10 protein-coding genes and 1 pseudogene are annotated in these 14,279 nt (G+C 68.3%); 9 read left to right on the top strand and 2 right to left on the bottom strand.

Annotated elements, in window-relative coordinates:
• Nucleotides 1–135: 135 nt before the first annotated feature.
• The gene (locus tag A5714_RS03425) at nt 136–903 is read right to left on the bottom strand and encodes a TVP38/TMEM64 family protein (RefSeq protein ID WP_068282782.1); all 768 of its coding nucleotides are present in this window, start codon (nt 901–903) and stop codon (nt 136–138) included.
• Between the two features lie 178 nt (nt 904–1,081).
• Between A5714_RS03425 and mutA the strand changes: the two genes are divergently transcribed.
• The 9 genes and pseudogenes from mutA to A5714_RS03380 form a co-directional block, all read left to right on the top strand.
• Complete coding sequence (gene mutA, locus A5714_RS03420) at nt 1,082–2,968, top strand: methylmalonyl-CoA mutase small subunit (RefSeq protein ID WP_068282779.1); 1,887 nt, start codon at nt 1,082–1,084, stop codon at nt 2,966–2,968.
• A gap of 4 nt (nt 2,969–2,972) precedes the next feature.
• On the top strand, nt 2,973–5,225 hold the full coding sequence (scpA, locus tag A5714_RS03415) for a methylmalonyl-CoA mutase (protein ID WP_068282776.1): 2,253 nt from the start codon (nt 2,973–2,975) through the stop codon (nt 5,223–5,225).
• Nucleotides 5,226–6,215: a methylmalonyl Co-A mutase-associated GTPase MeaB gene (meaB, locus tag A5714_RS03410; RefSeq protein ID WP_068282773.1), complete on the top strand. Its 990-nt coding sequence runs from the start codon at nt 5,226–5,228 to the stop codon at nt 6,213–6,215.
• Between the two features lie 64 nt (nt 6,216–6,279).
• Entirely contained in the window at nt 6,280–7,566 is a 1,287-nt protein-coding gene (locus A5714_RS03405; RefSeq protein ID WP_068075238.1) for a serine hydrolase domain-containing protein, read from the top strand.
• A 150-nt stretch (nt 7,567–7,716) separates the two neighbouring features.
• Nucleotides 7,717–8,844, top strand: coding sequence for an acyltransferase (locus A5714_RS03400; RefSeq protein ID WP_068282770.1), 1,128 nt, complete (start codon nt 7,717–7,719; stop codon nt 8,842–8,844).
• Nucleotides 8,845–9,192: 348 nt separating this feature from the next.
• Nucleotides 9,193–10,224 (top strand): sulfotransferase family protein, encoded by a 1,032-nt coding sequence (locus tag A5714_RS03395; protein ID WP_068075231.1) that lies wholly within the window; start codon nt 9,193–9,195, stop codon nt 10,222–10,224.
• A 114-nt stretch (nt 10,225–10,338) separates the two neighbouring features.
• The gene (locus A5714_RS03390) at nt 10,339–11,403 is read left to right on the top strand and encodes an NAD(P)-dependent oxidoreductase (RefSeq protein WP_068075267.1); all 1,065 of its coding nucleotides are present in this window, start codon (nt 10,339–10,341) and stop codon (nt 11,401–11,403) included.
• Nucleotides 11,404–11,715: 312 nt separating this feature from the next.
• On the top strand, nt 11,716–12,522 hold the full coding sequence (locus tag A5714_RS03385) for a TylF/MycF/NovP-related O-methyltransferase (RefSeq protein WP_068075228.1): 807 nt from the start codon (nt 11,716–11,718) through the stop codon (nt 12,520–12,522).
• A gap of 100 nt (nt 12,523–12,622) precedes the next feature.
• Nucleotides 12,623–12,973, top strand: a pseudogene (locus tag A5714_RS03380) (glycosyltransferase); the annotation flags it as partial.
• Nucleotides 12,974–13,283: 310 nt separating this feature from the next.
• Here the strand turns inward: A5714_RS03380 and A5714_RS03375 are convergent.
• A partial coding sequence (locus tag A5714_RS03375) for a glycosyltransferase (protein WP_068282785.1) occupies nt 13,284–14,279 on the bottom strand: 996 nt, incomplete at its 5' end.

The following is a 14,279-nucleotide window of genomic DNA, read 5'->3' as shown; positions in this document are numbered from 1 at the left end:
GATGGCGCTGAGGGGGAAGGCGATGGTACCGGTCGGCGAGTACCGCAACCCCCAACTTGCCAGCTCGAGCACGCCGTCCCCCACCATCGACCACACATCTGCCGTACCGCGGGAGCACCGGGCGGCGCTGCCCGCTCAGCTGACGGCGGCGGATACGGGCGTGTGCTCGTCGTCGACGGGGCGGTCAGCACGGCGGTGCTGCCGGCGGTAGTGCCGGACTTCGATTATCAGCCCGGTCAGCCCCAGCGCGCTGGTAATCGCCGAAACCACATAAAGCAGCGGGCTCGGGTGGCCGGCGAGCGCGTCGCCGAGGATGACCACCGCCGAGGTGCCGGGAAGCAGCCCGACCAGGGTCGCCAGCCCGTAGGGCAGCACCCGCACGGTCGACGCACCGGCGGCGTAATTGAGAGCGGAGAACGGCACGGCGGGGATGAGCCGCAGCGACAGGATGGCCAGCCACCCGCGAGTGCGCAGGCGCTCGTCGACCGTGTCGATCGAGTTGTGCCGCACCAGGCGGTTGAGCCGCCACCCGGCGGCGCGCACCAGCAGCATGGCGATCATCGCGCTGGCGGTGCTGGCGATCACCGCGATCGCCACCCCCAGCACGGGGCCGAACAACAGCCCGGCCGCCAGCGTGAACACGGTCCGCGGGACGGGCACCACCGTCACGACGATGTGGGCGACGAGGAACGCCAGCGGGAACCACGGCCCCACCGACTGCGCCCAGTCGCGCAACTGCACGGGCGAGGGGAGCGGCGCCCACGAGGCGAGCACCAGCAGCCCTGTGATGCCCACCACTGTCCAGGCGATCCGCGACCGTGACGCCTGGCGCGCGGCCACGCCGAGCGCGCGGCCGAGATCACGCAGTGTTTCGCCGATCTTGCTGGTGGCGGAAGCCGTCACGCCTGCCAAGGTTACGGTGCCCAGGTGAATACGGCGTTGCTCGGCGCTGGCGTTTCGTCGCGAACCTGACGGCCGAGCCGCCCACGGCGGTTTTTAGCGGCGAGTTCCGTCAATTAATCTCTTTAGTCAAGCGGTATCCCCAAGCAACGGTCCCAACGCTGGGAAAAGGGAGCAATCGGTGTCCATTGACGTACCCGAGCTGGCCGACCTAGAACAGGTTCGCGGTCGTTGGCGCAGCGCGGTCGCCGGTGTGCTGTCCAAGAGCACCCGGAAAGACCCCGAGCAGCTGGGTGACGAGCCGGAGCGGCTGCTGGAGACCCCGACCTACGACGGGATCGCGGTGCGCGCGCTCTACACGGCGCTGGACGAGCTGCCCGAGCCACCGCTGCCCGGCGAGTGGCCGTACGTGCGGGGCGCCGACCCGCTGCGCGACGTCAAGTCCGGCTGGAAGGTCGCGGAGGCGTTCCCGGCCACCCCGGTGCCCGGCGTCGCGGCCGCCGACGTCAATTCCGCGGTGCTCGACGCCCTCGGCAACGGGGCCGGCGCGGTCGTCCTGCGCATCGGCGAGTCCGGGGTCGCGCCCGACCAGATCGCCCAGGCGCTCGACGGCGTCTACCTGAGCATGGCGCCGCTGATCCTGGAGGCGGGCGCCGACTATGCGGCGGCGGCCGACGCGGTGCTGGGCCTCGCGGCCGGCGTCGAACCCGACCAGCGGGCCCTGCTGGCGATCGACCTCGGCGGTGACCCGCTCGCCGCGGCGCTGAGCGGGCGGCCCGCCCCGACCATCGAGGACGTCGTCGCGGTCGCCCGGCGCGCCGCCGGCCACACCGGGATCCGCGCGATCACCGTCGACGGTCCCGCCTTTCACAACCTGGGCGCCAACGCGACGTGGGAGCTGGCCGCCGGCGTCGCCGCCGCGGTCGCCTACCTGCGAGTCCTCACCGAGGCCGGGCTGTCGATCGCGGAGGCGTTGCGGCAGATCAGTTTCCGGTTCGCCGCCGACGACGACCAGTTCATGACGATCGCGAAGATTCGGGCGGCGCGCAATCTGTGGGCGCGGGTCGCGGAGGTGCTCGGCGAACCCGACGCGGGCGCGGCCGTCGTGCACGCCGAGACGTCGCTGCCCATGATGACCCAGCGCGACCCGTGGGTGAACATGTTGCGCTGCACGCTGGCCGCCTTCGGCGCCGGGGTCGGGGGCGCCGACTCGTTGCTGATCTACCCGTTCGACGCGGCGATCGAAGGTGGATTCCCGGGTGTCGCAACCAGTTTCGCGCGGCGCATCGCGCGCAACACGCAGTTGTTGTTGCTCGAGGAGTCGCACGTGGGCCGGGTCCTGGACCCCGCCGGCGGCTCGTGGTTCGTCGAGGACCTGACCCACCGGCTCGCCCAGCAGGCCTGGCAGCAGTTCCAGGCCGTCGAGTCCCGTGGCGGGTTCACCGACGCCGGCGACTTCATCGCCGGCCAGATCGCCGACATCGCGGCCCGCCGCGCCGACGACATCGCCCATCGCCGCACCGCCGTCACCGGGGTCAACGAGTTCCCTAATCTCACCGAGCCGGCGCTGCCGCAGACCGAGTCGTCGTATTCGCCGCTGGCCGCGGGCAAGCTGATCCGCTACGCCGCGCAGTTCGAGGCGCTGCGCGACCGCTCCGACGCTTACCTGGAACGTACCGGCGCGCGCCCGCGGGTGCTGTTGTTGCCGTTGGGCCCGTTGGCCGAGAACAACATTCGCACGACCTTCGCGTCGAACCTGCTGGCCTCCGGCGGGATCGAGGCGGTCAACCCCGGAACGGTCGACGCCGCCGACGTCGCGGCGGCGGTCAGCGAGTTCGGCGCGGCGGGAACACCGACGGTCGCCGTCATCTGCGGCGCGGACAAGCGCTACCAGGACGAGGCGTCGGCAGTGGTCGAGGCCGCCCGGGCCGCGGCCGTCGAGCGGGTGTACCTCGCCGGCCCCGAGAAGGCCGTGGCCGACGCGGAGCATCGGCCCGATGAATACTTGACCGCGAAAATCAATGCAGTGCAAGCCCTGTCGGATCTGCTCACACGGTTGGGGGCCTGAGACCATGACGACCACCGCACCCGCTGTCGGCAGCTTCGCCGAGGTCCCGTTGCGCAGTGAGCGAACCCCGCAGCGGCCCACCGAGTCCGCCGTCGAGCAATTCGTCGAGGCCGCGGCGGCCGCGCACTGGTACACCCCCGACCAATTGCAGTGGCACACACCGGAAGACATCGACGTCAAACCGGTCTACATCGGCGCCGATCGCGCCGCCGCGGAGGCCGATGGCTACCCGCTGCACACCTTCCCCGGTGACCCGCCGTTCGTGCGGGGGCCCTACCCGACGATGTACGTCAACCAGCCGTGGACCATTCGCCAGTACGCCGGGTTTTCCACCGCGGCGGAGTCCAACGCGTTCTACCGGCGCAACCTGGCAGCGGGCCAGAAGGGGCTGTCGGTCGCCTTCGACCTGGCCACCCACCGCGGCTACGACTCCGACCACCCGCGCGTGCAGGGTGACGTCGGAATGGCCGGCGTAGCAATCGATTCCATCCTGGACATGCGGCAACTGTTCGACGGCATCGACCTGTCGACGGTGTCGGTGTCGATGACCATGAACGGCGCGGTGCTGCCGATCCTGGCGCTGTACGTGGTGGCCGCGGAGGAACAGGGGGTGCCGCCGGAGAAGTTGGCCGGCACCATCCAGAACGACATCCTCAAAGAGTTCATGGTGCGCAACACCTACATTTATCCGCCCAAGCCGTCGATGCGCATCATTTCCGACATCTTCGCCTACACCAGCGCCAAGATGCCGAAGTTCAACTCGATCTCCATCTCCGGCTACCACATCCAAGAAGCCGGCGCCACCGCGGATCTCGAGCTGGCGTACACCCTGGCGGACGGCGTCGACTACATCAAGGCAGGGTTGGCCGCCGAGCTGGACATCGATTCCTTCGCGCCGCGGCTGTCGTTCTTCTGGGGCATCGGCATGAACTTTTTCATGGAGGTCGCCAAGCTGCGGGCCGGCCGCCTGCTGTGGAGCGAACTGGTGTCGCAGTTCAACCCCAAGAGCTCCAAATCGCTGTCGCTGCGCACCCATTCGCAGACGTCCGGCTGGTCGCTGACCGCGCAGGACGCGTTCAACAACGTGGCCCGCACCTGCATCGAGGCCATGGCCGCCACCCAAGGGCACACGCAGTCGCTGCACACCAACGCGCTCGACGAGGCGCTGGCGTTGCCCACCGACTTCTCGGCCCGCATCGCGCGCAACACCCAGCTGGTGCTGCAGCAGGAGTCGGGCACCACGCGGCCCATCGATCCGTGGGCGGGTTCGTACTACGTCGAGTGGCTCACCCACCAACTCGCGCAGAAAGCCCGCGCCCACATCGCCGAGGTGACCGAGCACGGCGGGATGGCGCAGGCCATCAGCGACGGCATCCCGAAGCTGCGCATCGAGGAAGCGGCCGCGCGCACGCAGGCCCGCATCGACTCCGGCATCCAGCCGGTGATCGGCGTCAACAAGTATCAGGTCGAAGAGGACCAGGAGGTCGAGGTCCTCAAGGTCGAGAACAGCCGGGTGCGCGCCGAGCAGCTCGCCAAGCTCCAGGAGTTGCGGGCAGGCCGCGACCAGGCGGCCGTGGACGCCGCGTTGGCCGAATTGTCGCGCGCCGCAGCCGCTCACGGCCGTGCGGGCGACGACGGGCTGGGCAACAACCTGTTGGCGCTCGCCATCGACGCGGCCCGCGCCAAGGCCACCGTCGGCGAGATCTCCGACGCGTTGGAGAAGGTGTACGGGCGCCACCAGGCGGAGATCCGTACCATCGCCGGGGTCTACCGCGACGAAGCTGGAAAGGCCGAGAACATCGCTACCGCCACCGATCTCGTCGAAAAATTCGCGGAGGCCGACGGGCGCCGGCCCCGCATCCTGGTGGCCAAGATGGGCCAGGACGGGCACGACCGCGGGCAGAAGGTGATCGCCACGGCCTTCGCCGACATCGGGTTCGACGTCGACGTCGGATCGTTGTTCTCCACGCCGGACGAGGTGGCGCGGCAGGCCGCCGACAACGACGTACACGTCGTCGGGGTGTCCTCACTGGCGGCGGGCCACCTGACCCTGGTGCCGGCTCTGCGCGACGCGCTGGCCGAGGTCGGCCGGCCCGACATCATGGTCGTGGTCGGCGGGGTCATCCCGCCCGGCGATTTCGACGAGCTGTACGCCGCCGGCGCGGCCGCCATCTTCCCGCCCGGCACCGTCATCGCCGACGCCGCCATCGGTCTGCTGCACAAGCTCGCCGAGCGGCTCGGCTATTCGCTCGACTAGATGGTCGCCGAACAGCCCGATCCGGCAGACGATTTGGCGGCGACGATCCGCGCCGGTGACCGCGCCGCCCTGCCGCGAGCCATTACGCTGCTGGAGTCGACGCGCGCCGACCATCAGGAGCGGGCGCAGCAGTTGCTGCTGGCACTGACGCCGGATTCCGGTAACGCGCATCGGGTCGGCATCACGGGGATCCCCGGGGTGGGCAAGTCCACCAGCATCGAAGCGCTCGGCATGCATCTCATCGAGCGGGGCCACCGGGTGGCGGTGCTGGCCGTCGACCCCTCCTCGACGCGCAGCGGCGGCTCGATCCTCGGCGACAAGACCCGCATGTCTCGCCTGGCCGTCCATCCGGACGCCTACATCCGACCCTCGCCGACCTCGGGCACGCTGGGCGGCGTGGCCAAGGCGACCCGCGAGACGGTGGTGCTGCTCGAGGCCGCCGGCTTCGACGTCATCGTGATCGAGACCGTCGGCGTCGGCCAGTCCGAGGTGGCGGTGGCGAACATGGTGGACACCTTCGTCCTACTCACCCTGGCCCGCAGCGGCGATCAGTTGCAGGGCATCAAGAAGGGTGTGCTCGAGCTCGCCGACATCGTCGTGGTGAACAAGGCGGACGGTGAACACCTGGCGGAGGCGCGTTCGGCCGCGCGTGAACTGTCCGGAGCGATCCGGCTGATCCATCCCCGCGAGACGCTGTGGCGCCCGCCCGTGCTGACGATGAGCGCGGTCGAGGGCACGGGCCTCGCCGAGCTCTGGGAGACCGTCGAACGTCACCGCCAGGTCCTCAGTCAGGCGGGTGAGTTCGAGGCGCGTCGGCGGTCCCAGCAAGTCGACTGGACCTGGCAGATGGTGCGCGATTCGGTCGTGAACCGGGTCTTGTCCAACCCTCAAGTGCGCAGCATCAAGGCCGACGTGGAGCGCCGGGTCAAGGCGGGGGAGCTGACCCCGGCGCTGGCCGCCCAGCAAATACTGGACGCCGCGTCGCGCTAACGGATGAGTAAATAATCCAGATTTCGCTCCGGCAAGGTATGAAATGCAAGTAAATTCGCCAGATGTGACGGTGGAAACACGAGTCGATCGCCGAGCGGTTCCTCTCCGCGGTGACCTTGACGCAGGTCAGCGCGTGTCCGGAGCGGCGGACTCACGGTTTGGTTGCGTCGTTCGAAGCTTCGGTGCCATGTTTCCCGCGCGCCGCCTGGGCGGCGGGGCGCTGGCGGTGTACGTCGACGGCCAACCCGTCGTCGACGTGTGGACGGGCTGGTCGGACCGGGGCGGGCGCCGGCAGTGGTCGGCCAACACCGCGCCCATGGTGTTCTCGGCGACCAAGGGGATGGCCGCAACGGTCATCCACCGCCTTGCCGACCGGGGCCTGATCGATTACGAGGCGCCGGTCGCCGAATACTGGCGCGAGTTCGGCGCCAACGGCAAGGCCGACATGACGGTGCGCCAGGTGATGCGCCACCACGCCGGACTGTCGGGCCTGCGCGGCGCCAGCATGGAGGAGCTGCTCGACCACGAGGCGATGGAGGAGCGGCTGGCCGCCGCGGCGCCCGGCAAGCTGCTGGGCAAGTCGGCCTACCACGCGCTCACCTTCGGCTGGCTCATGTCCGGGCTGGCCCGGGCGGTGACCGGGAAGGACATGCGCGCACTCATCCGCGAAGAGCTCGCCGAGCCGTTGGGCACCGACGGCCTGCACCTGGGCCGGCCGCCCGCGGGCGCCCCGACGCGCGCCGCCGAGATCATCGTGCCGCAGAGCATCATCGGCAATTCGGCGCTCAACTTCGTCACGCGCAAGGTCGTCAACGAGTTCTCCGGCGGCTTCCGCTCGATGTACTTTCCCGGCATGATCGCCGCCGTGCAGGGTGACGCGCCGTTGCTCGACGCGGAGATCCCCGCCGCCAACGGAGTGGCCACGGCACGGGGCCTGGCCAGGATGTACGGCGCGATCGCCAACGGCGGCGAGGTCGACGGCACCCGATTTTTGTCCCGCGAGCTGGTCGCCGGGCTCACCGGGCGTCGCAGCCTGCGGCCGGACCGAAACCTGTTCATACCGTTGGCCTTTCACCTCGGCTACCACACCCTGCCGATCGGCAATGTGATGCCCGGGTTCGGGCACGTCGGATTGGGTGGGTCGGTCGGGTGGGCGGACCCGGCGACCGGGGTGGCGTTCGCCCTGGTACACAACCGGCTGCTCACCCCGTTGACGACCACCGACCACGCGGCATTCGTCGGCATCTACGCGTTGATCCGGCGGGCGGCGGACAAGGCGCGCAGCCGCGGCCTGCGCCCGGTGACCGAGTTCGGCGCCCCGTTCTATCAGCCGGGGGCCGTGGCCGGCTGAGCCGCGCGGCCGCGCCGGGCTGCCAGTGTCCGCACGGCGCGGGTCGGTGTGCGGGTTGTAGTCTGTGACGATGTCTGCCCATGCCAACGCCGCGGCCATACGCGGACGAAGCCGGGCTCGCACCGGGGGCACCGCGGGCCTTCCGATCGGATGAGCGCGAAGCCGAACCTTGGACACGCCTTCAACCCGCGGTGCAATGCGCTCAACGCGTGGCGGCTCGTGCTCGCCACGGGCGTCATCCTGGAACACTCCTGGCCGCTCACCGGTCGCAAGCTTCTCCCACCCGGCGATCAGCTGATCACCCAGCTGTGGGTGGACGGTTTCTTCGCGATTTCGGGGTTCCTTATCGCGTCGAGCTGGGTTCGCAACCCCCGGCTCCGGGAGTTCAGCGTGGCCCGCGCTCTGCGCATCTTTCCGGGGTTGTGGGTCTGCCTGCTGGTCGTCGCTTTCGTCATCGCCCCTATCGGCGTGGCAATCCAGGGGGGCTCCCCGGCGAGACTGCTGTGGTCGTGGGCCCCTGTCGAGTACGTGCTGAACAACGGCGTGTTGAACGTCTACCACGTCGGCATCGCCGGGACGCCGCGCGACGTTCCGTACCCGGGGGTTTGGGACGGGGTTCTGTGGACGTTGATCTTCGAGTTGCTGTGTTACGTCGCGATAGCCCTCGCCGGCCTGGCCGGGCTCTTGAGCCGCCGCTGGCCGGCCGTGGCGGTGTTCGCCCTGTTTGTGGGGTTGTCGGCGCTGGTGTCCTACCCGGTCGCGGCGGTGCCCACGGTGGTGCAGATGATCGCTCGGTTCTCCCTCGTATTCGCGGCCGGGACGCTGCTGCACCAGTTCCGTGACGCTGTTGCGGCGCGTTGGTCCTGGGTCGCGGCGAGCGGTGCCATCGTCGTCGTCGCCGGTTTGCTGACGCCCAACTACCGTGTGCTCGCCGCCCTTCCGCTGGCCTACGCCGTCGTCGTCTCGGGCGCGTTGCTGCAGCACCGGCGGCTGAGGCTGCGCACAGATCTGTCCTATGGCGTCTACATTTATGCGTGGCCCATGCAGCAGTTGCTGGTCATCTGCGGAATGGGTTTCCTGGAGCCACCCGTGTTCACCGCCGTCGCGGCGCTGGCGACCTTGCCGCTCGCGGCGCTGAGCTGGTTCTTGGTGGAGAAGCCTGCGCTGTCCTGGAAATCGCGCCTCCGAGGGCCGAGGAGGCCCGCCACCGTTGAGGTCGCGGGCCGCGCGCCGCGACTGTCGCAGAACTCCCAGGCTGTGCGCGGCCCGCACCGGTAGTCCGCTGCGACCGCGGATCACGAAAATATACAGAATCGTCAAAAACGCTTTGCGTTCATCGTCGGCGCGTTACCGTCGTGAGCGATCCAGGCCGCGTTAGCGTGGGGTTAAAACAGCGTTTCATTCTGCGTCGGGTGCGGATCGAGACGGTATGGCCAAAGATACTGGGAGCAGCCAAAAATCGTCGCTCCGGCATCGCCGGTCACCCAGGGAAAGGCTCTCGTCGAATCGTGATTCGGATTGTTGATGTCGAAGCGGCGCCCTTGGGCGGGCCCGAGAGCTGTTGACTTACAGCCGAATTGCGGGGGTCGTCGAGGCGCCCGGCAAGTGAAAGGTTCGGATTCGCGTATGAGGTTGAGCAGAATCATCAAATCCGCAGCGACCGCGGTCGATTCGCCCGGCCGCATCGCGAATCCCGTACTCGCCGCTACGCCGGACCGGCCGACGGTGTTGTTCGTGTTGGGGCCGCAGCGGTCCGGCACGTCGGCGCTGACCAGGGTTTTGTCGCTCTGCGGAGGCACGCTTCCGGCCGCGATGCTGGGCGCCGACGCCAATAACCCGCTCGGCTACTGGGAACCGCGGGCGGCTATCACGCTCAACGAGACGATCCTGCGCCGTCGCGGCACCCACTGGTATGACCCATCGCTGCGGTTTCTAGAAGAAAGCGCCCTCGACGCAAAGCAATCCGTGCACTGCGTCTCGGCGATCGCGCGTTATCTGCGGACCCTGCCGCCCGCCCCGGTCGTCGTCATCAAGGAACCGCGCATCACGACGCTGTCCGATCTGTGGTTTCAGGCGGCGCGCCTGGCGGGGTTCGACGTCGCCGCGGTCATCGCCCTGCGCCATCCCCAGGAGGTCATCTCGTCGATCGAGGCCTCCTGGGGAGTGTCGCAGGCGCTGGCCAGCGCCCTGTGGCTCAAATGCAACGTGTTGGCCGAGCGCAACACCCGTGCGGTACCGCGCGTATTCGTGGACTACGGCAACCTTCTCGACAATTGGCGCCGAGAAGTGAAGCGCATCGCGACGGCGCTGCCGGTCGAGCTGACGACGCACGACGAGGAGGCGATCGACGACTTCCTGTCGCCTGGGCTTCGCCGGCAGCGACACTGCGGCTCGGTGACGGACCTGTTCGGCACGGACTGGATGTCCGCGGTATACGAGTCGCTGCAGGGGGCGGCGCAGGACGACCCGCTCGACATCGCCACGCTGGACCGGGTTTTCGAGTCTTATCGGGCGAGCGAACGCGATTTCAGGAGGGCGTTCGAGGATTCCCGGCACCTGACCGACAGCATCCTGTTCCGGTTGTTTCGACCCGCCATCGCGCGACCGACGATGGAGGTCCTCGCCATGGCGCACCGGCGCAGCGGCACGTGGGCGTAGAAACCGCCTGACGGCGGTTCGGCGCCCGATATGATGCTGCGGACCGCGCACATCCGCCGGTCGGCTACTTCGCTCACGCACACGAACGAGAGGCGTCGGTTCTTGACAGCGTCGGTGCTCATCAGTGGTGGTGCAGGATTCATCGGGTCGGCGCTCGCATATCGGCTCGTCGAGGCCGGCCACGACGTGGCCGTCATGGACGTCTTGCATCCTCAAGTACACGCGGACCCGGTCGCGCTCAACCTGCCGTCGTCGGTGCGGTTCTTCACCGGGGATGTCACGCACGCCCCCGACTGGGATGCGGTGCTCCGGCTGTGCCGGCCGACCCAGGTGGTGCACTTGGCGGCAGAGACGGGTACCGCGCAGTCGCTGTCCGAGGCCACCCGGCACGGCGCCGTCAATGTCGTGGGGACGACGCAGCTGCTCGACGCCCTGAGCCGTTCGGGTCTGGTTCCCGAACAGCTCGTGCTGGCGTCGTCGCGGGCGGTTTACGGCGAGGGCGCTTGGCAGTCCGAGGGCTCGATCTTCTACCCCCGTCCGCGCAGTCACGCCCAGCTGCTCGCGGGCCAGTGGGACGCGCAGGGACCCGCGGGCGAGCCCGCCGTCCCGCTGCCCAGCCGCGCCGACCGCACCGAGCCGCGGCCCACCAACGTCTATGCCGCGACCAAACTCGCCCAGGAGCACCTGCTGGCGGCGTGGACCGCCGCGCATGACACCAATCTGAGCGTGCTGCGCTTGCAGAACGTCTACGGACCCGGTCAGTCGCTGACCAACTCCTACACCGGGATTGTCGCGCTGTTCGCGCGCCTGTCGCGCGCCCACCACGCGTTGGAGGTGTACGAGGACGGCCGCATCGTCCGTGACTTCGTGTACATCGACGACGTCGTCGACGCGCTGTTCGCGGCGGTACAGCGGCCGGCCGCCACGCAACGCTGCCTGGACGTCGGATCGGGCAACGCGACCACCATCCACGAACTCGCGCGGCGGGTCGCGACCATTTGCGCCGCCCCCGAACCGGTGGTCGTCGGCAAATTCCGCGACGGGGACGTCCGCGCCGCGAGCTGCGAAATAGCAGCGACAACAAACGAGCTTGGTTGGGAGCCCGCCTGGACGCTCGACGACGGATTGCAGGCGCTGCTCAAATGGATCGACGAACAGCCGCAGGCCGGCCGGGGCTGACGCAACTCCGCGAATTCGCCGGCCGGCTGTCGATTGGCCCACATTTTTAACGAATTGCCGCGAGCGGCGAAAGCGCCGTGATGGACTTTTGGCGCGGCTGACCCGCACGGCATCGATCTGCGGCCCGGGGCAGCAGTCGGCGCCAAGATCGAAAAACTACCGCTTCGGTGGGCATATGATGATTGCTACCAGCCGGTAGGGCGACGATGGGTCAGCCGAAACTCCACGACATGGATCTCGTGATCCGACCCGGGCCCAGCAACGGCGGTGCACACGAACTAGGGGGAAGTCTTGACCGTAGCGGATCGCGGCATGCGATCTCAGTTTCTGGATACGCGCGCCGCCTATCTGGACCTGCTTCGCCGCAACCTCACCTCGTACGGCAGCGACGAGTTGGTGCCGGTGGGGTGGAATGTCCTGGGCCGCGCCTTTTTGAGTACGCGCAACTACATGGTGGTCCGTAAGCGCCCGTTCAACGCCAAGGCGCGGGACCTGGGCCTGGACTGGCCGGCGGACGCATTGACCATGATCGGCATGCAGCGGCTGACCAGCCTGCAGCACTGCGTGGAGACGGTCCTGGCCGAGGACGTGCCCGGTGATCTGGTCGAGTGCGGCGTTTGGCGCGGCGGTGCGTCGATCCTCATGCGCGCCGTCTTGGCGGCTTACGGGGACGAGAAACGCTGCGTGTGGCTGGCAGATTCCTTCGCCGGGGTGCCGCCGCCGGATGCCGCCAACTACGAAGCGGACAAGGGCATCCGGCTGCATCGGGCCGCCGGCGTCCTGGCGGTGCCGGAAGCCCAGGTCAAGGCGAACTTCGAGCGCTATGGCCTGCTCGACGACCGGGTGCGGTTCCTTCCCGGCTGGTTCAAGGACACGCTGCACGACGCACCGATCGGTGAGATTGCCGTCCTGCGGCTCGACGGCGACCTGTACGAGTCCACGATTCAGGCGCTCGACGGGCTGTACCCGCGGTTGTCGTCCGGGGGCTTTTGCATCATCGACGACTACCACGCGATCGAGGCGTGCCGCCAGGCCGTCGCCGACTATCGCGCCCAGCACGGCGTCACCGCCGAGATCGTGGAGATCGACGGCACCGGCGTGTTGTGGCGCAAGGATTAGACGCCGCGGATCGGAGATCCCGCGCCCTGCGCGCCGCGAAAACCTACAGTGATGTCGGTACGGGAAGGGTGACGGCGAAACCGAGGGGCGTGGGGCAGCGATGAAGATCGTGCTGGCGAGCTATGGCACTCGCGGCGATATCGAGCCGTCGTTGGTGGTCGCCCGCGAACTGCAGCGCCGCGGCCACGAGCTGGTCATGGCCGTGCCCCCCGATTCCGTTGAGTTCACCGAGGCCGGCGGCCTCACCGCCGTCCCGTACGGCTTGGAGTCGCAGGCCTGGCTGGACATCTATCGCAACTTCTGGACGTCGTTCTTCGGCGGTTTTTGGCACGTGCAGAAGCTGCGGGGTCTGTGGCGGGAGATGTGGGATTTGAGCGACCAATGCTGGCGCCACATGAACACGACGCTGCTTTCCCTGGCCGACGGGGCTGACCTGATCTTCGCTGGCCAATGCGCTTTCCTAGAGGAAAAGGCGGAACGGCGATGCAACGCCTTCGGCGATTGCAACGAAAATGAATTACATCGCAGTAGCGGTGTGGTGAATTCTGGCAAAGCCAATGTCATCGGCCTTTCCCCCGGACCGTAGCACTGTGACGACCTTCGAGCAGCGCAGGCATCGTCGGCTGAGGATACATTGTGCCAGAGGACCGTCGGCGTGTCTTTGGAAACCGCGCGATTTCGTATCCGCCACAGATGGCTCCGAAAAGCGCAATTTACCGACGCTTTTCGGGGCATATTTTCCCCGGCGCTTGCGGACCCGCTCAGGCGCGGCTGCGCGCTCGGGCGAAATTCTCGACGAGATCGGCGGCCTTGCGGACGCTGTCGGCGGGCTTGGTCATGTGGCTGGCGATCTGCCGGGCGCGCACCGCGTAATCCGGCGCCAGCACCCGGCGCAGGTCGGCGGTGAGGGTTTTCCGGGTCGTCGCCGAAAAGCGCCGCGTCGTCCCGACTTTCAAGCGTTTGAGCTGCGCTCCCCAAATGGTCTGGTTGGCGTCCATGGACAGGATCACGGTGGGAACGCCCGCGCGCATGCTGGCGGCCGTGGTGCCTGAACCGCCGTGGTGGACGACCGCGCGGCAGACCGGGAAGATCGCCGCGTAATTGACCGCTCCCACCACCTTCACGTGCTCGAAAGACGGCGCACTGCTGAAATCGCTGTAGCCGGCGCAGATCAACGCCCGCTCCCCCAGCTCGGCGCACGCGGCGCCGATCATTTCCACCGTCGCGGCCGGGGATGCCACGGGCATGCTGCCGAATCCGAAACAGATCGGCGGGGTACCGGCGGCAATCCACGACGCGACCTCGTCATCGGCGCCGGTGGCCAGCTGCATCGTCAACGTGCCGACGAACGGTCGCTGGTCACGCCAGTCGGCCCACTCGTCGGCCAAGCCCGGGAAGCACACCTCGTCGTAGGCCTGAATTTCCAGCGACCGCCGTTCGATGATTCGCCGGGGCGACGGCCCCGTCGCCTTCGGCAGACCCAGCTCGCGGCGTTGGGCGTCCTCGACCTTCTTGTTCAGGCGCCAACAGAACCAGTCGAACCCCACCATCGACGACCGCGCCAATGGCGCGGGAAGCAAAGACACCACCTGCCCGTTGGGCCGCATCGGGACGTGGTGCAGGGTGGCCAACGGGAGGTCGTAATACTCGGCAACGTTCGCTGCGGGTTCCTGGTAGCTCTGGCCAGCGAAGATCAGGTCAGCCCCGTCGGCCAGGGAAAGCAGCGTCGTGTTCATGTGGCGCCAGCATTGGTCGCT

It is taken from the genome of Mycobacterium sp. E2462 (assembly GCF_001672685.1).
Taxonomy (GTDB): Bacteria; Actinomycetota; Actinomycetes; order Mycobacteriales; family Mycobacteriaceae; genus Mycobacterium.
Note: the sequence above shows the minus strand (reverse complement) of the source record. Positions and strands in the feature narration are given on the sequence as shown.

Coding starts and splice junctions, on each gene's coding strand:
- scpA (WP_068282776.1), top strand. CDS start 2,973: ATGACGACCACCGCACCCGCTGTCGGCAGCTTCGCCGAGGTCCCGTTG.
- meaB (WP_068282773.1), top strand. CDS start 5,226: ATGGTCGCCGAACAGCCCGATCCGGCAGACGATTTGGCGGCGACGATC.
- A5714_RS03400 (WP_068282770.1), top strand. CDS start 7,717: ATGAGCGCGAAGCCGAACCTTGGACACGCCTTCAACCCGCGGTGCAAT.
- A5714_RS03395 (WP_068075231.1), top strand. CDS start 9,193: ATGAGGTTGAGCAGAATCATCAAATCCGCAGCGACCGCGGTCGATTCG.
- A5714_RS03385 (WP_068075228.1), top strand. CDS start 11,716: ATGCGATCTCAGTTTCTGGATACGCGCGCCGCCTATCTGGACCTGCTT.